Consider the following 20,467-nt stretch of genomic DNA (forward strand, 5'->3'; position numbering starts at 1 on the left):
TTAGTAAATATAAAATAAGGTTCAACTATACAATAAGTTTGAACCTTTTTTTTAAAAAAACGAATAATGATTAGAATAAGATCATTTGATTTGTTTCATCAAGATTTTTTAAAATTCCTAAATTTCGCAATTCAGACTCAATCCTTGAATTGATTTTAGCCCTGTCCCTTAGATCTTCAATCGATATAAATGGATGTTCATTTCTTGCTAGAATAATTCTTTCAGAAACGGCTTCTCCCAGTCCTTCAATAACATCAAATGGTGGGATGAGCGATTTTGAGCCATAGTCAATAATTCATTCACTAGCAAGTGAGCGTTCAAGATCAACATTTTGAATTTTAAAACCTCGAGCATATAATTCTTTAGTAATCTCTAGTGTTGGAATTAATGCATTTTCCTTGACTGATAATTTAAGACCGTTCCCTGCTGCACGTGATTTTAATTCCTTTAGCTTATCTGAAACACTTTTTAAACCAGAACTCATAACAAGAATATCAAGTGAATCAGGACGACTTGTGTAATATGAAGCATAAAATGGCAGTGGATGATAAAGTTTATATCATGCAATTCTTCATGCCATAATAACATATGCTGTAGCATGCGCCTTTGGAAACATATATTTAATTTTCTTTAGTGAATCAATGTATCACTCAGGAATATTTTTTTCAATTAGTAGATTTTCTTGCTCCTCTGTTAATCCCTTACCCTTACGGACTCTTTCCATGATTTCAAATGCTTCAAGCGCAGGAATATTTCTTTTAACCAACTCTTGCAAAATATCGTCACGACAGCACACACAGTCGTGAAGCGATTTTCCTTGTTTTACAAGCTCATCAGCGTTGCCGGCTCATACATCAGTTCCATGACTAAGCCCAGATAGTAAAATTAGATCGTTAAATGATTTTGGTTTAGTTTGACTTAACATTCTCCGAACGAAGTTAGTTCCAAATTCAGGTAGTCCATAGGCCCCGGTAGTTTCACCTTCAATATCTGACGGTTTAATTTTTAGTGATTCAGTTGTATAAAATAATTTCATAACTTCGGCATCAAATTTTGGAATATCATCAACTTTTGTGTTAGTAAGATTTTCTAACATTTTAATAATTGTTGGGTTATCATGTCCTAGTAGATCAAGTTTTAGAACATTATCATGAATACTTCTAAAATCGAAGTGTGTTGTTTTTCATGAAGATGTACTGTCATTAGCAGGAAAATTAATTGGCGTAAAATCTTCAACGTCGTACTCTTTTGGAATAATAATAATTCCTCCCGGATGCTGTCCCGTAGTTCTCTTAACATCTTTTGCTTTTGTACTTAGGAAATCTAGAAATTGATTGCTTCAAGGAATCATATCTTTACGTTTATCTTCCTGATATTTTTTACAAAAACCAAAAGCCGTTTTATCAGCAATTGTTGAGATAGTTCCAGCACGAAAAGTATGAAAATCACCAAATAATTCACGAACATAATTGTGAATTGTTGTTTGATAAACACCACTAAAGTTTAAATCAATATCTGGAACTTTATTCGCTTCAAATCCTAAAAACGTTTCAAAAGGAATACAATGTCCATCATTAATCATATCAATGTTACATTTGAGACATTTTTTCACTGGCAAATCTCAACCGGAAAAAATTCCCTTATCTTCACTTCATTCAAAGTGTTTACATTTAGGACATAAATAATGAGGGTCAAGTGGATTAACTTCCGAAATGCCCAGCAGATTAGCAACAATTGAACTTCCGACACTGCCACGACTTCCAACAATATAACCATCTTTATTACTTCTTTTAACCAGCTTATGACTAATTCAATAAATAGCTGAATATCCGTATTTTATAATTGGGTTAAGCTCTTTATCCACACGAGTAATAATTTTCTCATCAGGACTATTGCCATATCTTTCATATAGTGAATCCATCACTACTCTTCGTAAGTTATTCGCTGAATCATCAAATTCCGGAACATAAAGCTTATCCTTGATAACTTGAATACTACCGTCAATTTGACTGGCGATAATTTTTGGATTTTTGACAACAATTTCATAAATTAAATTTGCATCATTTAAGAACTTAAATTCATTTAGCATTTCTCTAGTATTTAAATATTTAAACACTGGATACGGATCTTTACGACTTAGTCAATGAAGCCCGCCTCCCAGAGAAGGAGCATTGACATAAATTTTATGAATTAATTCCTGATAGTTGTAAATAAAACGTGAATCAGAAACAGCAACGCATAGTTTATTTAGCGACTTTGCCTTATTAATTAAATCTTTATAAACAAACTTTAAATTATCTTCAGTAATATTGCCCTCTTTAATAAGGTATTTAAAGCTACTAATTGGTGGAAACTCTATATAGTCATACATTTTAATTGCTTTTATTAGATTTTCAGTTGAACCATTAAAAGCTTGCTCTCACAAATATGATTGGTGAGTACCACTACCATAAAAAAGGTCGGGATCTGGTTGAATTTCATTGAAGTATAATTTTGGTCCTTCATTGAAGTGATCTGTTAATGTTCTAGAAACTATTTTAAATAGTTTTTTTAAGCCCTTTTGGTTTTTGGCAAGTATCCGGCTTTCATATGAAAATCTCCTTCCTAACATTTCAGAATTAAAAGCATCAAGTAACTGCTGCGAAGTTTCAATTCTATATTTAGTTTTCAGGTGATCAATTATTTTAATTCAAATTTTACATAATACTTCAGCATCATAATCACCACGGTGAGCATCTTTTTTATCATAGTAGACATTAAATCTTTTAGCTAGATTTCCCAATGTATGCTTTCTTTCTTTTGGTTCTAAAAAATGAGAAATGGCCAAAGTATCAATTCCTTTAATAACTGAAACGTCAAGATTATATTTTATAAATTTTTCTTTACAGAAATTGATGTCAAAATTAGCATTATGCGCGACACAAATTCTGTTTTTTAGAATATCATAAATTTTTTTGATACCCTCTTCTTCACTCAGACCATTTTCTAAATCAGCATCTGTGATTCCAGTTAAATTCGTTGTAAAATCTGAAACTGGTTTAGATGGTTTAATAAAAAACTGAATATTGTTAGTCTGCATGCCGTTTTTGATAATTGTTCCACCAAATTCAATTATTTCATCAAAGCGAGGACTTAGACCAGTACTTTCAATATCAAAGACAACATATTCCTCATCTTTTAAATTGAAATCTTTAAAGCCATAAAAAAAGTTGGGTTCGGCACTAATTGCGCTCAATGTCGCACCATAGATTGGTTTAATGTCTTTTTGTTTTTTAGCGGCATTGTAAAATTCAGGAAAGCCTTGAACTCCATCTAAGTCAGTAATAGCAATTGCTTTATGGCCATAGTATTTTGCAGCAGCCAAATAATCTTCAGTTGATGAAATTCCGTCTTGTGCACTCATTGTTGAACGGGCTGCTAACTCAATTCTTTTTTCGCTTTCATTATCCTCTTCAAGTTTGTGATATCCTTCAGTTAAGGTGAATCAATTTTTTCCTGATGCCATAATACATTTGGCATTAGCATATGAATCAGTAACAAGTGTTCCAGAAATAATAATTGTATCGCCAACCTTAAGGGAAGGCAGCTCTTCATTACTATCATAAAATTTCTTAACAGTGATTGCTTCACTATAATCTGAGATTCCAAGGATATATAAAATTTTATCATTTTTTAGATTTCTTGATTCTAGTGAAAATATCTCACCCTTAGTTGACACTAATGTATTTTCGGGGTTATCATTAACTTCATCTAATTTAATGTCGATGGCTTTTTTACTAGTAGCACGGCGCTGATAACTATCATAGTTTTTTTCTCTATTAAAAAACTGATTTTTATCGATCTCCTTTAGATTGTTGAGTTCTTTTGAAACCTCAAATAGAATCTCATCTGCACGGTTTTGTTTTTGGTTTTCAATAACTTCAAATCTAACTAGCGAAAAATCGAAGCCAATATCTTTTAGAAAAGTGGCAATGACTTCTTTTTTAGCAAGAAAGGTGTTGTAGATATCCCTTCTTGGTAGTTTTAGGACAAATTCATTGTTTTTAAAAGACATATTATCTTCAATGAAGTAATATGCCAATTCTTTTAGGGATGAGTTTTCACTTAAATATATTAAATAATCACGGATAATTTTCGCATTCGGAATACTATTGTCAAAAATTAAATTTAACTTAACCTTTCCAAATTTTTCTTCTAGCGCGGTTAGAAAGATTTTATAATCAGCAATTGGAATATGTGTTTCTAAAGCAATGGTGAAATCCCAAAGATTTTTTTCCTTCACTACTGCGACGATTCGGGCGTGCTCAAAGCTATCAGGAATATCAAAGCTAATTTCTTTACATAGTTTAATAAATGTTTTATCTTTTTCTCTCATAGTTATCCTTACTTAATTAGCATAATTAATGCTACTGAAACCGCAACAAAAGATATTGAATCAAAGCGATCCATTAACCCCCCATGACCAGGAATCAAATTAGAAAAATCTTTGATATTTAGTAGTCTTTTGACACCTGAAAATACTAAATCACCAATTTGCGAAACTAGCGGCAGAATAATAATAGCAGCAATTAGTTGGCGTAAGTTAGTTAATACTAAAAAACGATCATCTTTAGTTAGCTTGCCTAAATACATACTGATAAAAACAAATAGTGCTCCAAATAGATAACCGATGATCGCTCCTTCCCATGATTTATTGGGACTAATATGTGGAGCTAGTGAGCGTTTAATAATTTTTCTTCCTAATAATCTCCCGCCAAAATAAGCGGCTGTATCTGACATCATTGGAATAATGAAAATGCAAAATAAAATATAAATGTTAGCAACATTAACAATAAACATAATTTTCAAAAATCACGGAATAAAAACCAAGGTGAAAAATGAAATTATATAATTTTTAAAAAATGATTTTAAATCAGGATATTTCTTAATGTTTACCAGAAAAATCGTTGTTGTTAAAATAAAAGTGATTGAAGGAGAAAGATAGCCAATATTACTAATGGAATCACGTTTGAAGAAGGCTCCTTTTTTAAGCTCACTAAGCAGTTCATCAATTTTTAGCCCAGTCTTTCCATTATCTCAAAAGCCATTAGGTTCAGTTGCTGATGTTCGATATCAATCGAGAGGAAATATTCATATTATTAGCACTAGTAAGATGAGTAAAATGTTAGCTCATCGTTCAAGTTGATTGTGTTTAATAATTTCATACCCAGCTCATAAACTAAAAACCAAATAAAAAACAATTCCAATTGATCTTCCTGGGACTTTTAGAAAATAAGTAATAAAAAAGAATGGCAAAATTACCATAAATAAAATTATTGCTGAGGTTGCGCGGAGTTTTACATTTTTCATGATTATTAATTATATTATGTAATTTTTTAAATATTCCAAAAGTCAAAATAAAAAAAGCATAAACGTTTTTATGCTCAATAAATTTTGAAAAAATTAAATTGTAAGTAAGTCTTTTTCTTTTTCTTTTGACATTTTATTAATTTTTTCAATTGATCTATCAATTTCTTTTTGAATATTATCTAAATATTGTTTTTGTAGATCCTCTGAAAGTTCTGAATCATTCTTAATCTTCTTGTTGATGTCTTGACGAAACTGTCTAACAATAACACGTGCATGTTCAGTGATTGAACCTAATTGTTTAGTCATTTCCACTCTTTTCTCTGTAGTCATTTGTGGATATGTCAATCTTAGTTGATGACCCTCATTGGCAATTGAAATATTAAGTTTACTATCTAGTAAAGTTTTTTCAATTGTTTTAAGAACGGCAACATCATAAGGTTTTACCAAAAGTTGAAGGGGACTAGCAATACTAATAGCTGAAATTTCTTCTAAGCTAATCATTGAATCATAATAATTAATTTGAATTTTATTAATTAATGCTGGGTTAGCTCTTCCGACTGCTATTTTAGTCATTTGCATTTCAAAATTGTCAATGTTCTTGGCAAGTTCCTTGTTAAGTTCAAGTAAATATTCGTTTAATTCCATGTTTTTTCCTTATCTGAGATTATTTGTTGTTTGTAATTATTGTGTTAGGAATTTTATTTTCAATTACCCTAAGCAATGCATTGTTTTCATTGATGTCAAAAATAACAATATCAATATTATTATCTCGCGCCATTGAAGCCGCAGTTGAATCAATAATCTTTAGATCTTTTTCAAGTAATTCATCATATGATATTCGATCGTATTTTTTCGCCATACTATTGATGCGAGGATCAGAATCATAAACGCCATCAACATTATTTTTACCCATTAAAATTGCGTCTGCGTTAATTTCACTCGCAAATAAAGTTGAGGCTGTATCAGTAGTAAAGAAAGGTCTTCCAGTTCCCCCGGCAAATATTACCACTTTACCATTCCGTAAATATTTTTTAGCTTTTTCATTGATGTAAACTTCACAAACTTTAGGGTCCATTGTTAAACTCGATAATACTCTGCAATTTAAATTATTATTTTCAAAACCTGATTGAAGTGCTAGGGCATTCATTGTGGTAGCGAGCATTCCGATATAGTCGGCACGAACTCTTTGAATTCCATTTTTTGCGGCGCTTGTTCCCCGTCAGAAGTTTCCTCCGCCGACAACAATTGCTACTTCAATTCCCTTGTCGACAATAACCTTTAATTGCTTGGCAAATTTATCAACTAATTCATAATCAATTGCTAACTTTTTCTTGTCTTTATTTGCTAAACCCTCGCCTGAGAGTTTAATCAAAACCCTTTTATACGACATTTTTATACCTCTTTTCAAACTATTTAATATATTATATATTATTTACTTTTAATATTACTTTTTTATGCGAATTGAATTTATTACTTAACAATTTTTACATTAAAATTTATAGCTTTTAAATTCAACATTTTGGGTATTTAAAATAACTTTTTTTAGCACATAATTACTCTATTAGTAATTTATAGAAAGTTAGGTTATTAGTTTAAAATATTTAAAATTTTAAGTGAAAATATTTTATCCATTACTTTAGATCAATTTTTTCTTCAGCTTTTTCATAAATATTAATGCGGTTTTCAACATCAATTTTATTAATGATCCAACCATTAAAGTGACAATTCTTGATAAATTCGTCGATGCGGTTTTTTCCATCAAGAGCCTTAAGTGTAATCACTGCCCCAAATTTGACATCAAGTCCATCAATTGCGTCCAGACGATTGCTAGTTTTAATTTCCAAACCTCAGTTTTTGCTCATAGTTTCATTTCATTTAAGAGCTTGATTTTTTTTGTTTATATCTTTTGCAATAAACTTAACATTATCTCATTTACGGTATTCTTTCCGAGCCGTTTCTTCAAATGTGTAAATTTTATGAGGATCATTATCTTGATTTTGTTTATTATTTTTGATGTCTTCAATTTTATATTTGCCATCGCCAATTTTTTTTACTCTGCCAAAATGCAAATCAAATTCAGTGTTTGTATAATCAACACCTTGATTGCGATTACACTTTGGAAAATAACACATTATGACTTTTGCGATATATGGATATGTTTGATTTACTAGCGGTACTGGAAACTCATAATTATATGTGTTTCACTCTCTGCTAACGTCGGACACCACAAATTTAATTTCATCATCTTTAGTATAAAGAATGTCATTAATATGAATTGGAACAATACCATGGCCTAATAGTGCTGACTCTGCACTAGGAATGTTAACTGATCATTTTCTAGCAGAATCAATAATTAGTGCCTTGGCAACCTCTCGACTCTGCCCCAATACATCAATTAAATATGATAATTTTCTAGCTACTCAAGGAGCAGCAAAAGAAGTACCGGAAATTTGTACTAATCCTCTAGCTGTCGATGAATAAACAGTAATTTCTTCACCAAAATTATAATCCCCGCCATAGTAGCTAACATCTGGTTTTAAAAAATAAGATAGTACCGGGCCTCGGCGACTATAACTTGCCGGATTTTTATCTTTTATTCTTACTGAATTAACCACAATGCTATTGATTGAATCGGCTGGTGAGCCAATTTTAAGATTGCCGTTAATGTCTTTAGGTTTATTTGTGCCGGAAATGACAAATATAACATTGTACTCACTTTGAATTTTGTCAAGTTCATAGGCTGCAAGTGAAACATAATTATCATTGATTTCCGATCTCGATCCCAGTGAAATATTCCACACTCTAATTTTGTTTGAATACCTAGCAATTATAATTTTTAATTTTTTAAGAAAGTCAATCATTGACAAATTTTTAGCAGCATAAATACCGAAATGTTTAACTTTGAATCTCCCACAACCATCATCCAAGTTTGGATTTAGTGCCGGGCCATCAACAATGATTGAAGAAACAGCGGTTCCATGCTCATAATAACCCGGAGCTTTCGTAATTTCTGGGGACACCATTTCTTCGTAATCAACTCATTCACTAAAGTAGGAATTTTTATCAAATAGTGTATCAATAACACCAATTGTTGGTTCATTTGTTGGAGAAACAATGATAAGGGATGGATTATCAGAGGAAGAAATAGCAAAATCCTCATAGTCCAATTTGGATAAATTTTCAACACCCATATTCACAAGATAAGGAGCTTTTTCATATAATTCTTTAATAGCATCTTCATTTAGATTAATAGTCAAATTATCAAAAGAATCAATGTTCAAGACATAAATGCCTAATTTTTGTAATATCGTTGCAACATCTTGTTTGACATCGTAAATTGTTATCAGTTTATTATCAAAATTAGGTGTGGCTTTGTCAACATTAAATAAATCTATATAGGAAACATCGGCAATTAAACTCTGAAAAACTGATTTTTTCATCTGTCAATGATCTTGAAATTTTGTATTAATATTTTTCAAGGCAAAAATATCAATACCACCATTAAACTCCTTATCGACTATTTCTCTGCCTTTAGATAACATATCAATACTTCTTTCCAAATCCTTCATTTCTAAAAAATAAGTAATTATATGTTTATTTTTTTCAGCATTGAATTTTGAGCCTACGATCGCCCTATTTGAGTCTTTACCTTTAAAAATTCCCTTAATACGGTTGCTTTTGGCAGCAATTTTATTGTAATATACACTAATTAAAACTCCATTGATAATTTCAAATTTATCTTTTCAATAATCCTTAATTTCTTTCAATTGTTGTTCAAGTTTTTTTATATGCTCTACCGTTACAATAAAATTACCATTCATCGAAATGCTGCCGCCAGCGATTCTCTTTTGTTGTTCAAATTTTTTGCCTTTTAACTCTAGTAAATTATTCATTATTATCTAGTTCCTTTTTAATTTCTCTCGCCACTGAGCTTTTTGATTTTTCTTTTAAAATTTCGATTTCTCTGACTGTAAAACCTTCTTTGTGAATTTCGTCATATTTTTTATTATCTAAACCACCAACAAGACTATTATAAATTCTAATTAAGTAACCAAATTTAGAACCTTTTTCACTAAATGCTAGCGAAGTTTTAATAATATTTTTTAGTTCTCCTGGATAAGGAAGCTTCTTGACTAATTTTAGAATTTTTTTAAACACGCGTACATCTAGCGATGCTCCCTCAAATTTTTTGATAATTGCTTCAAGATAGTATTTGGCTACATCAATTAAGTCTTCTTGAGTATAACGATCAAAATTAATTGTTGCGTCAAATCTTCTAATTAGAGCTTTATCAAAACTTGAAAAAAGGTTTGTGGTAGCAATTATTACAATGTCTTTATTGTGTGAAAATAGTTTATCTAACTCTTTTAATACTGTTGATGTTACTCTCCCCATTTCTCTAACATCATTTGAATTAATTCTATCTAGGGCAATCGCATCCATTTCGTCAAACAAAATGACAATTCTATCGGAAAAAGGAATGGCATTAATTTCATCAAAAAGATTAATAATATTCTTATTAGTTTGTCCTAGTTTTGAATCCACTAGGCTTTCAAAATTCACTGAATAAAGTGATCTTTTTAAAATTCTCGCTACATTTTTAACGGCTTCAGTTTTTCCGGTACCTGGCGGACCTTGAAAAAGAAATTTATTAATTCCGCTTTTATGATCAATGGCATTGATAATCCCCTTAATATCATCAATAATTGCTGCTGGCAAATGTAAATCTTCGATTTTATCAATAGTAATTCTTTCTAAAAATTCACTATTGATTTCAAAGTCCTTGTTATTTGATTGAGCTACAAGATCTTCAGCTGAAATTCCTCGTAGTGAAAGTACATAATTTGCAAGTTCATCATCACCAATACTATCAAAATATTTAGCAACTTCTATAACCTCGCCATTGAAAGCAATTTCATCTTTCTCGTAGTGGTATTTAATTAAATTTAGTATATTTCGCTTCTTCATTATTAACCTTTCTATTTATAAAAATATTATAACATTTATGGGACAAATTTTTTATTTTTGGGACTAATTTTATAATTTTATAAATATGAAATGTAAAAAAAATAGCTTTTATTTTTGCTATTTTTAGACTAATTATTTTTATTATTTAGCTATTTTAGAATCGATGCTAAATAGTTTTTGCTTAGCCTTATTAACGGCATCATAAGCCCCACTACGGGTCATGGCAAGTTCCTGGGCAATTTCGGAAAATGATAAATCTTCAAAGTAGTGAAGATATAGAGCTTGTTTTTGAGAGTTGGTTAGTAAATCTTTGTATTTTTCAAATAGTTCAACAACTTTTGTGCGTTCTGAGATGTTTTCCATTAATCAACTAATCCCTTCATTAACCCATAAATATAAGAATCTAAATCAAATTCAGCTAAATCAGTAACTTGTTCACCTAGACCAACATATTTAACCGCTAAATTAAGTTCATCTTTAATTGTTAGGACAATTCCACCCTTAGAAGTTCCATCCATCTTCGTTAAAACAATTCCCGAAAGCGGTGTTGCTTCGCCAAAAACTTTAGCTTGAGCAATACCATTTTGTCCAGTCGTCGCATCTAAGACAAGTAAACTTTCATGTGGAGCATCTGGAACTTTGTTTGCTAAAACTTTATTTAATTTTGCAAGTTCAGACATTAAATTAACCTTGTTTTGTAATCTACCAGCAGTATCAATAATTAAAACATCGTAGTGCTCTGCTTGGGCTTTATCAATAGCGCGATAAACAACTGCGGCTGGATCTTTTTCATTTTCATTTGGTTTAACAATGTCAGCCCCAACACGTTTAGACCAAATTTCTAGTTGTTCAACTGCCGCAGCACGAAAAGTATCGGCCGCTGCGATTAAAACCTTGTTATTCTCTAAGATTAGTTTGTTAGCAATCTTTGAGATTGAAGTAGTTTTTCCTGAACCGTTTACTCCAACAACTAAAATCACATTTAGCCGACCTTTTTCGACATTTAAAGAAGTATCAATAATTGAATTCGAAGTATAAATCGTGAATAATTTATCGGCAATAATTTCGCCAATTAGTTTTGGATCACTAATATTTTCATTTTTAACTTCTTTTTTACATTCATTAATAATAATCTGTACAAGCTTGATTGAAATATCAGCCATAATCAAAATTTCTTCTAGCTCTTCAAAAAACTCTTCATTGATTTCATTGTATTTATTTTGTAGTTGTTTAATACTTTCTGTAAATGAAGAATTAGACTTAGAAAGTCCGGCAATATATGTGTCAAGTCGCTTAGTTTTCTTAAGTTCCTTTTCAAGTTTTTTCTGCTCTTTTGCTTCAATTTTAGCCTGTTTTTTTGCTATTCTTTCTTCCTTAGTTCCGAATAGTTTGTCCTTTAAATTTGATCAAAAACCCATATTGTAATCCTTTCGTGCTTAATTCTTAAATAATTTTAAACTATTTGAAATTTTTTTTAAATAAATGGAGTATGCAATTATGAAAAGTTAGATTAATTAATATATAATTTACATTAATGAAAACAAATAATGAGACAAATAAAATTTACCTTTTTGCTTATGATGAAATGAAAGACCTAGAGTTTTTTACCAAACTTTTTGGCATGGATGTAGTGCACCAAAAAGCTAGGTTAACAGGCTTTGTTAAGTGCGTTAATGAAGATGGTGAATTTTTTATAAGAAGAGATGCTACAAGCTATTTAGAAGGATTGGTTTTTGAACTCAATAAAGAACAGCTATTTTTTGCGGATAAGTGGAAACTTTTACCAATCTATGATCGTTTTTTAGTCAATGTTGAGTTAACTGAAACAAATGAAATACTAGAAAATGTCTATGTATATTCTAAAATTGAAAGCGGAAATTACCGCATTGCAAAAAAAGAAGATGAAAATCAACCAAAAGATGTCTTTTTAATTCAAAATTTTATTCATTTTTTAACTATCCAAAAAAGAATGAAACAATATAACTTATATGATTTCTTGTTTATTTATAAAATTGATAATGAAACTAAAAAATACTATGAAAATATTTCTAATCCAAATGCTTTTATTTCATTTCATGATACAGAAGCCAGATTTCAGACATCAATAATCCCTTGTGTTTTAGTTACATTTAATGAATGTGGGCAAGATTACATAGCCATTACTATTTTTGAGCGTAATGACTACTTTAATGCTATTAGCTACTATGAGATGTTTTATGGCCTTGGAGATTATAAAAATATTAGAGTTGACCTTACCAGTGTTGATGAGAGTATAAGCCTTGGTGCCTTTAAAAACAAAAAGCCCGACCTCATTCTATCAATGAAGGAAGATAAAACTATTTTAGAAATGAAATATGCTGAATATGAAAAAGCTTATGAACTGGTTGTGCCTGAATTTGAAGTTCATCATTGGGATCGTTTCAATTATTTGGTTGCTTTTTTCTTATCTAAAGAGTAAATAAAGAATGTCTGAAAAAATAAAAAACACCAAAACGGCATAGGGTTTGGTGTTTTAAATTATTAGTTTTGGGTTGTTTCGTGATTTTGTGAAGCTTTTGGAGTTTGTAGAGCTTGATTTGAAATAAGTTTATCAATGTAGTCATAGTCATAAAACTTGTCGTATGCAAGTTCCATGTCTGGAGCAATTCCGTCTTCAATTGATTCATTATTTTCGCCAAAAACAGCATTGTTAGGTGAGCTAATTGTTACAGTTGTACCATCTAGAAGGGTGATTGGCATAATTGCCGACATTCCACCACCAGTTCTTTGACCAATAATTTTAGCAATTCCCATTTCTTTAACAATACTTGTTAATTGGTTTGCAGCACTGAAGGTATTAATTCCAACAAGTAGATTTCAGTTATATTGTGTATATGCATCTTTTCCATACCGATCATTACCTTTAGTGTCAACAACCGATTGACTTAGATCAGCACGGCGGTTTAGAACATCATATTCACGGTTTAGGATTGGTTTATTTGTCATAAATCCTAATGTTCTAACCATAGACGCAAACGCTACCACCACCATTAATTGCTAGGTTTAAAACGATATTTTTAATAGTTGGTTTTTTTTCTAATTCTTTCATTAAATATCTCATTAGGTAATATGTATCGTATCTTCAACTATCATCTTTGGCTAGTTGTTCTTTAGTTCCGTCTTCAAATCCTAATAAGGTAACAAAGGCAGTATTTCCTTTATATTTAATATAGTCATCAGCATTGAAGTCATCCAATTTTTTACCAAATGATTTTTCAAAGTTTTCAACTAACATTTTACGGTTAGCATTAAATTTCTTATAATATTCCCCACGTATATCCTTGCCTTCTAGGATTTCATATCATTTTGCCATTCATCTATCTTCGTAGTATGATAATGAGTTTATTCTTGTGTGTAATTCATTTAGTTGCTTTTGGAAGATATTAACATATGCTTGGTTAAAGTCATCTCTATTTGTTGAAAGAAATTTTTCTTTATCTGCTGCGCTAATGTATGAATCAAATGATTTAATTTTCTTGTGTTCTTTAAGACCATAGAAGTGGTCCATTACAAAAAGGAAGTGTTTGTATGTCGCTTCTCTTTCCGCTTTAGTTGGGGTTTTATTATTTTTGGCATTCTTTCTAATTCTTTTTACAGCTTCGTCTGGACTGTCGCCAAAAGCATTAACTCCAGCTTCAACATTAGTGAAATTTTCACCATTAAAGTATAGGTTAGTAAATCCTTGACTCATAAATAAGGTATTAAATACAGAAAATGGAATTATTAATTTTCCTTCTTTGAAAATAATATCCATATCATATTTTTCTAAATCAAATAGGACTCCCTTATTGTCTTCAAATTTATTACTATATTTTGTTTGTAAGAATTGTGCACCGTTGGTTTGTTCTTGTGGTTTTTGAATTTCATAGAAGAATGATGTACTTGTTGCGTGAATATAGTTTTTATCTCAGTTGAAGATTACTTGGTTTGATATTTGCCCATCAAATGATGTTTGATAAATTTTTTGGTTATTTGTGGTGTCCACAAATGTTTTATACCCGGTTGTGTCAATATATCCGCTAAGAACTTCTAATGCTTCATCAACATCAATATATGGTACAGCGTCATTATCTCCTTTAAAGTACGCAGTTAATTTATTATCATTAATAGTGTACTCAGGATTGAAGTTTTTAAATTCATATTTATTTGATTTAAGATATAGGTTGTCGTCATTTGTAGGATTAACATTCGGAAGCTTGTTTTCTTCTTTTATTCTTTGAATTTCCTTTTCTTTTTCAATAAGTTCTTCTTTTAACTTTTTGTTTTCATCTTTTTGTGATTCGGTTTGGCAGCTAGCTGCGATTAAAGATATTGGTGCAAAAACACCTAATCCCAAAGGAACTAAAACTGATGTCAAAATCTTTGACTTTCTCGTTTGTTTCATAATTTTTTATCCCTCCTTTTAAGGACATTTTTTTAAACATACTTGATTAAATTTTATTATAAAATAATATTTTTACAAAAAAATGGCGCGTCAACAGCCAAAATTGTGAGTTTTTTGAATAAAATCACAAAAAATCTTAAATAATATTTTAAAAATCATATTTAACTGTTTTTCTTGTAAAATAGAAAAATATGAAAAATAAATTACATAAAAATATGGTCAAAAATTTTTTCGCAGTTAAGGATTTTAAATTCATTTTTAAATTAACCTTACCAATTTTTATTCAAACTTTATTTTTCGCCCTTATCTCATTAGTTGGATCTTTAGCAACGAGTTTCTATCAGCAGGTTTATCATATTGATGGCTCTTATAATGGCTATTATTTTTACACGATATCAAAAATTTTGACTGTTTATAAAATTTTGGTTTTTATTCCAATTATTTATCAGCTCGGAGTTTTAGTTGTTGCCTCGAATTTATTTGGCCAGAATAAAGTTGATAAAATACCGCAAGTAATATCATCGGCAATTTATGTATCATTAATTATTAATTTTGCCTGTTATTTTATAATGTTTGGAATCTCACCAATCATCCTTGCTAAAGCAGGAGCACGTGAGTCAGCTATTTATAGTTGAAAAACAATTGAAAACTATGAAATATTTCAAAACAACTTAAAACTCGCAAATGGTCTTAAAATACCAACAAGTATTTTAGTTAATGGTGGTAGCTTTGGCGGTAAGGTATTTATTAATAGTAATCCTTATATTTTAGTTAATAATGAACTAGCCTTTGCTCAAAAATTTTTACAAATCACTACAATTGATATTTTTGTAATTTCGATTGCTTTTATTCTAACTTCAGCATTACAGGCAATTGAAAAAAATCGTTTTGCCATTATTGGAGTAATTGTCGCCATATTTATTAGAACAATATGAACATATTTAATACTTTTAACACCAAAAAATATTGATTTAATGATCTTGGTGGCGCTTGAAACAATTATCGGAGGAGTAATACAGCTAACAATCGCTTATATATTTGTCCAGAAATTAATTATTGCTAAACAACCAAAAATTCCATTTAAGGCCTCTTGAAACTCAAAGTATATAAAAGAAATTTTGAAAATTGGAGCACCAATTGCAATTGAAACCGGAATTTGATTTACATCTCAGTATTTTATTGCGGCGGCAATTCCTTTTGCAATTTCACAAGATAAATTCATTGGCATCTGAAGGGCAGTAAATAATGGATATGATGTATTTAATTCATTCTTACTAGGACTAGGTTATGTTACTAGTGTTATTGTGGCAGTGGAGATTGGAAAGCAAGATCTTGGTCGCGCTCATTCACTTGGCAGAAGTGCTTTTAAATTAGGTTTATATGCACAAACAATATTTTCAATTTTAGGCATTGCTATGACCTATCCAATGCTAAAAATTTACTCAATTGATAAGAGTTTAATTAGCAGCCTAGGTTATAGCATTATGGCAATTTTGATGGTCAAAGCAATATTTGATGTTGGTAACCTAACAATATTGAGAGGACTTTGAGGTGCAAATGATGTTCTAATGCCAATTTTTGTTGCGATAACAACAATGATTGGTTTACAACTTAGCACAATCTATTTTGTCGGCATTTATCAAAACACTTCAAAAGAAGTTAATAAATTAAGCGCAGAAACTTACATTATTATTGTTTCTTTAATCACATTAATTGACCCTATCACTAGAAGCACATTATACAACCTTAGATGGAATAGTCGTGTTTGACATAAATATGCTAAGAGACTATAGCAAAAAATGACGGATCACAGTCCGGCATTTTTATTTATAAATTTAATTATTTTAACTTTAAAAATATTTTTATCTCTTTACTTATGTTATCGATTTCAGTTTTATCAGCTTCTAATAATGAAGATTTTTTAGATATGAGTGATGTCCTTGATTCTTAATTCAATTGTTTTGGTTCGCTTTACCTTTTGATTGATCTTATTCTTCTACAGATTTCAAAAGAATTTTCAAATTCGCATTTAAGTTTTATTTTTTTATAATTACTTTCTTTATTATTCATATGTGCCTTATCCTTTTTTCAATAATTTATCCAATTTTTTAAGTTAGTAAATATATTTTATTTATGACTAAACAATTTAAAAAATAAGACATTATTGACAATATTCAAAGAGTGAAAAAATTAAAAAATATTTGCCTCAACATGGCAAATATAAATTACTAACCTTGCTTTTTCAAAATATATTTTACTTCTTCTTTAAGGATTGAACTAATTTCCTTAATTCCTCTATATCTTAAGCCCGTTTTACTTTCTATAGCCTTTTCAATATAGTATAAGAAATTTGCTGCAATTTTCTTTGTTTCAGAATCAATTTTATTTGAGTTGATATAAAATTTTAAAACAGTGTATGGATAGAATAAAACCTCGTAATTGTAATATTTAATATTTCTTTGTTTAATATATTCCACTCAACTATCATTAAAACCATCAATGTAGGGTTTGAATTGATTATATGGATTAATCTTAAGAAGAAATTCCTTTGATTTTTCTAATAGTAAATTCGCAAATTCTGAATATTTTCCAGTAAATGTTCCTGCATTATCGCTTAGATCTAATGATTCAAGTTGTTTCAAAAATGAATCAATATCACTATTAGCGTTTGGACTATCATTTAAATAGTCCTCCAAATTTCGAATTAATTCTCTACCATTTTTAAGAGCCGATGTATTTTTGTCATCTTTGTCTAATAGTTTTGTTATAAGTTTGTAAAACTCTCTAAAGTGAGAGTATGTTTTTAATTCACCTTGCTTTGCTAAATCCTTAAATTCTTGTAAAGTTATAGCATATAAGTTCATATAAATAATGTCTGTTGAATAATCATTTTTTTCAAAATCTGTTTTAATATTACGTTCATTTATAATTTCTATTAATTCTTTATTAAGAATAAAAATTAATCATATTAATAGCTGAATTATTCAAGCCGGTTTTACTATTTATCGCCTCATCAACTAGCTTTATGACCTTTATTAGCATTTGTTGAGTATATCCTTCCAAATCAGGAAAATTAACAAAAGATTTTAGAACTGATTCAAGATAAAATAGGGTTTGATAATTGAAATATTTAATATTTCTATTTTTAGTGTATTCCTTTCAAATGTCATTAAAAGTGTCTATAAATGATTTAATTTTTGCGCTAGGGTTGACTTTTGCTATAAATTTTTTTGACTCATTTACAACTAGATTATAAAATTGCGAATATTTTCCTAAATCTTGATTATCCTTTGGCGTTGGATCTATTGAAAAATTATTGCCAATATTAAGCAAGTTTGGTTTTTTGAAAATGGATTGAAAATCTGTAGCATTAGGTTTGTTATTTAAATAATCCTGAAAATCATTAAGGAATTGAATTCCATTTGAAAGAGCAACACTATTATCTTTATCCTCTTTTTGTAGTTTTTCAATAAGCATTTTTAGTTCATTAATTTGTGAATAAGCTTTCAAATTATTATCTCTAGCCAAATTATAAAATTTCGAAAATATTAGCACAAATAGATTCATGTATAAAAAATTATTTGGATATTTTACGGCTACAAAATTATTTTCAACAACTTCCTTTTCTTTTAAGTGATCCGGTAATTCTTCAAAAATAATTTTATCAAGTTCACGAATTTCGCGATATGATAATCCTGTTTTTGAGTTTATAGCTCTATCAAGATAATCTTTGGTTCCATCAATTTTTCCTCCAGCACCAGACCCAACTGCAAGTGAATTATTATAATAATTAACTCACCCTTTTAGATTAAATAAAACTCTATAATTAATGTATTTTATTCTAAATTTATCAGCTTTATATACAAGTCATAATTCTTTTAATTTTTCTAAAAATGATCTTGCTTCAAACTTTGGGTTAACCCTTTTATAAAATTTTTGATGTTCATCTAAAAGAAGACCATAAAATTCTGGGTATTTCCTAAAAATCGCTTCATCTTTCAATTTTAGTGGTAAAGGATCGTTAACTTCCACACCTTGTAAATTAAACTCTTCAAAAAGAGAATCAAAATCGACGGCGCCGGGCTTATTAGTTAAATAGTCTTTAAAATCATTGACAAATTCCAAACCTTTTTCAAGGCAATATTTATTTTGTGGATCTTTTTTTATTAATTCCTCAATACAATAATTGGTTTAATTTCATCAATATATTCATATGTATTTAGCTTGTTATTTTGTCCTAAAATCTTCAAATTTAAAAGTGCTAAAAAATTCAAATTTTGATATAGCAGTTCTTTTGAGTAATCTAAATTTGTCTTAGTGTAGTCATCCACTTCAACATCAACTATGTCGTCTTCAACAAATTCTCTACTACATGACAAGGCAATTAAGGGTAATGTTGCAATTGTTACTGGCAAAATTGCTAACCATTTATATTTTTTATTTTTCATGGCTACTCCACTTCTTATATTTACTAATGTATAAATTATATTATATGAATGTGAATAGATAGATTACAAAGCAAAATAAAGCACTTAAATTTAAACAAATTTGAAAAAAAATTTTATTTTTAATGTAAACGAAAAAATATATTTTATTTTAAACAATAAATTAAAAATATAGATACCAAAGTTTTTGTAATATTTTACGATGTTTTTGAATTGATAAAATTCTTAATAAAACAATAAAATTTACATAAAAAAATAATATTTTGTTTGTGTTTAATACTAAATAATTACTATCTTGGAAAAATTCTCAAAATATTAATTAGCCAAATAAAAAACAAAAAAACGACATATCGTGCCGTTTTTTTAAATTATTAATTTATGTAAGTTTTTTAATTCAACTCTAATGTTTTGATAGTATTAGTGATTTCTTTTATAAAGTTTTTGCCAAGATCTTTTTTAAAGTCTATAAAAAACTTCATGGTTAATGATATCTTTCTTATTTTTCCGATTTCTTTGTGTGTAGGGTAATTTCTAGCAAATTCATCCAAAACTTCTTTTGGATAAAATAGATATTTATAATTTACTGATTTTACACCCGATTTTTCAACAAAGCCTCAATATTTTATAAATGATTTTAAATCTTTTTCAGTTACTTCACCACCCACAAATTTGTTATTTTTATCATCCAATAATTTTAAAAATGAAGAATATCTATTAAATTCTTTTCTATTTGATGTGTAGAAATTTGCTAATTCTTCAAATACTCTAAATTGTTTAGCCGCATCTCCGCTTCTAAGATCATCAAGTAATTCAATTCCCTTATTAAGAGCATCGGCATTTTGTGGATCTTCTTTTTTTAGGGTTTCAATAATGTTTCTTGAAATTCCATCATAAGAGTAATTTTTATAATTATCTTTGTTAATTCCTCTAAATGCTGAATAGTATAGGTTTAAATATAATGCTTCTTTTTCAATTGTTTTTTTATTACATGCTGCTGCCACAAGTGGAATTGCAGTTAAAACAATTGGTAAGCTTATTAATCATTTAAGGTTTTTCTTTTTCATAGTAGTTACTCCTTTTTCTGTTGGCAAAATGATTTTACCTACTTATATTATAGAAAATTTTTTGCACAAAAAAATATTATTTTTTAAAAAACATTTTATTTTAAGGCATTTTTCTAAAATTTATCAGTTTTTTAAATTTTGAAAAGCAGCGACTTAAATCCTAATTTATTCACAAAAAAAGAATAAAAAATTAAAATAAAATCAAAAAAAAATAGGCC

Annotated in this window: 16 protein-coding genes; 2 read left to right on the forward strand and 14 right to left on the reverse strand. The window is 29.2% G+C overall.

The features are described from left to right. Positions 1-70: 70 nt before the first annotated feature. The 8 genes from HGG64_RS01450 to ftsY all read right to left on the reverse strand — a co-directional run bounded on the left by HGG64_RS01450 (position 71) and on the right by ftsY (position 11,735). Positions 71-4,375, reverse strand: a complete 4,305-nt coding sequence (locus HGG64_RS01450; RefSeq protein WP_169580196.1) for a PolC-type DNA polymerase III — start codon at positions 4,373-4,375, stop codon at positions 71-73. A gap of 8 nt (positions 4,376-4,383) precedes the next feature. Beyond that, positions 4,384-5,349 carry a phosphatidate cytidylyltransferase gene (locus tag HGG64_RS01455; RefSeq protein WP_169580197.1) on the reverse strand — a complete coding sequence of 322 codons (966 nt, stop codon included), beginning with the start codon at positions 5,347-5,349 and terminating at the stop codon, positions 4,384-4,386. 93 nt (positions 5,350-5,442) lie between these two features. Beyond that, positions 5,443-5,994 (reverse strand): ribosome-recycling factor, encoded by a 552-nt coding sequence (locus tag HGG64_RS01460; RefSeq protein ID WP_169580198.1) that lies wholly within the window; start codon positions 5,992-5,994, stop codon positions 5,443-5,445. 19 nt (positions 5,995-6,013) lie between these two features. Next, on the reverse strand, positions 6,014-6,739 hold the full coding sequence (gene pyrH / locus HGG64_RS01465; RefSeq protein WP_169580199.1) for a UMP kinase: 726 nt from the start codon (positions 6,737-6,739) through the stop codon (positions 6,014-6,016). Positions 6,740-6,980: 241 nt separating this feature from the next. Beyond that, positions 6,981-9,242 (reverse strand): S8 family peptidase, encoded by a 2,262-nt coding sequence (locus tag HGG64_RS01470; RefSeq protein WP_169580200.1) that lies wholly within the window; start codon positions 9,240-9,242, stop codon positions 6,981-6,983. Continuing rightward, positions 9,235-10,317 (reverse strand): ATP-binding protein, encoded by a 1,083-nt coding sequence (locus HGG64_RS01475; RefSeq protein WP_169580201.1) that lies wholly within the window; start codon positions 10,315-10,317, stop codon positions 9,235-9,237. Before HGG64_RS01475 ends, HGG64_RS01470 begins: the two co-directional genes overlap by 8 nt. Before the next feature lie 141 nt (positions 10,318-10,458). Next, positions 10,459-10,680: a sigma factor-like helix-turn-helix DNA-binding protein gene (locus HGG64_RS01480; protein WP_169580202.1), complete on the reverse strand. Its 222-nt coding sequence runs from the start codon at positions 10,678-10,680 to the stop codon at positions 10,459-10,461. Further along, a complete protein-coding gene (gene ftsY / locus HGG64_RS01485; RefSeq protein ID WP_169580203.1) occupies positions 10,680-11,735 on the reverse strand; it encodes a signal recognition particle-docking protein FtsY in 1,056 nt (351 codons plus the stop codon). Before ftsY ends, HGG64_RS01480 begins: the two co-directional genes overlap by 1 nt. Positions 11,736-11,851: 116 nt before the next feature. Between ftsY and HGG64_RS01490 the strand changes: the two genes are divergently transcribed. Beyond that, positions 11,852-12,775 (forward strand): gamma-glutamylcyclotransferase family protein, encoded by a 924-nt coding sequence (locus tag HGG64_RS01490; RefSeq protein WP_169580204.1) that lies wholly within the window; start codon positions 11,852-11,854, stop codon positions 12,773-12,775. A 62-nt stretch (positions 12,776-12,837) separates the two neighbouring features. On the opposite strand, the gene HGG64_RS01495 is transcribed toward HGG64_RS01490, so the two are convergent. Together HGG64_RS01495 and HGG64_RS01500 are read right to left on the reverse strand one after the other, a co-directional pair. Beyond that, complete coding sequence (locus tag HGG64_RS01495; RefSeq protein ID WP_169580205.1) at positions 12,838-13,323, reverse strand: S41 family peptidase; 486 nt, start codon at positions 13,321-13,323, stop codon at positions 12,838-12,840. Further along, complete coding sequence (locus tag HGG64_RS01500; RefSeq protein ID WP_169580206.1) at positions 13,316-14,740, reverse strand: hypothetical protein; 1,425 nt, start codon at positions 14,738-14,740, stop codon at positions 13,316-13,318. Before HGG64_RS01500 ends, HGG64_RS01495 begins: the two co-directional genes overlap by 8 nt. Before the next feature lie 191 nt (positions 14,741-14,931). Between HGG64_RS01500 and HGG64_RS01505 the strand changes: the two genes are divergently transcribed. Beyond that, a complete protein-coding gene (locus HGG64_RS01505; RefSeq protein WP_169580207.1) occupies positions 14,932-16,533 on the forward strand; it encodes an MATE family efflux transporter in 1,602 nt (533 codons plus the stop codon). Positions 16,534-16,968: 435 nt separating this feature from the next. Here HGG64_RS01505 and HGG64_RS01510 read toward each other — a convergent pair whose 3' ends face one another. The 4 genes from HGG64_RS01510 to HGG64_RS01525 form a co-directional block, all read right to left on the reverse strand. Then, positions 16,969-17,604 carry a hypothetical protein gene (locus HGG64_RS01510; RefSeq protein WP_169580208.1) on the reverse strand — a complete coding sequence of 212 codons (636 nt, stop codon included), beginning with the start codon at positions 17,602-17,604 and terminating at the stop codon, positions 16,969-16,971. 82 nt (positions 17,605-17,686) lie between these two features. Beyond that, positions 17,687-18,865 carry a hypothetical protein gene (locus tag HGG64_RS01515; RefSeq protein WP_169580209.1) on the reverse strand — a complete coding sequence of 393 codons (1,179 nt, stop codon included), beginning with the start codon at positions 18,863-18,865 and terminating at the stop codon, positions 17,687-17,689. Positions 18,866-18,906: 41 nt separating this feature from the next. Then, positions 18,907-19,188: a hypothetical protein gene (locus HGG64_RS01520; protein ID WP_169580210.1), complete on the reverse strand. Its 282-nt coding sequence runs from the start codon at positions 19,186-19,188 to the stop codon at positions 18,907-18,909. A 386-nt stretch (positions 19,189-19,574) separates the two neighbouring features. Continuing rightward, the gene (locus HGG64_RS01525) at positions 19,575-20,249 is read right to left on the reverse strand and encodes a hypothetical protein (RefSeq protein WP_169580211.1); all 675 of its coding nucleotides are present in this window, start codon (positions 20,247-20,249) and stop codon (positions 19,575-19,577) included. Positions 20,250-20,467 lie beyond the last annotated feature (218 nt).

The sequence above is a fragment of the Mycoplasma phocoeninasale genome, from assembly GCF_012934885.1.
Lineage (GTDB): Bacteria > Bacillota_I > Bacilli_A > Mycoplasmatales > Metamycoplasmataceae > Metamycoplasma > Metamycoplasma phocoeninasale.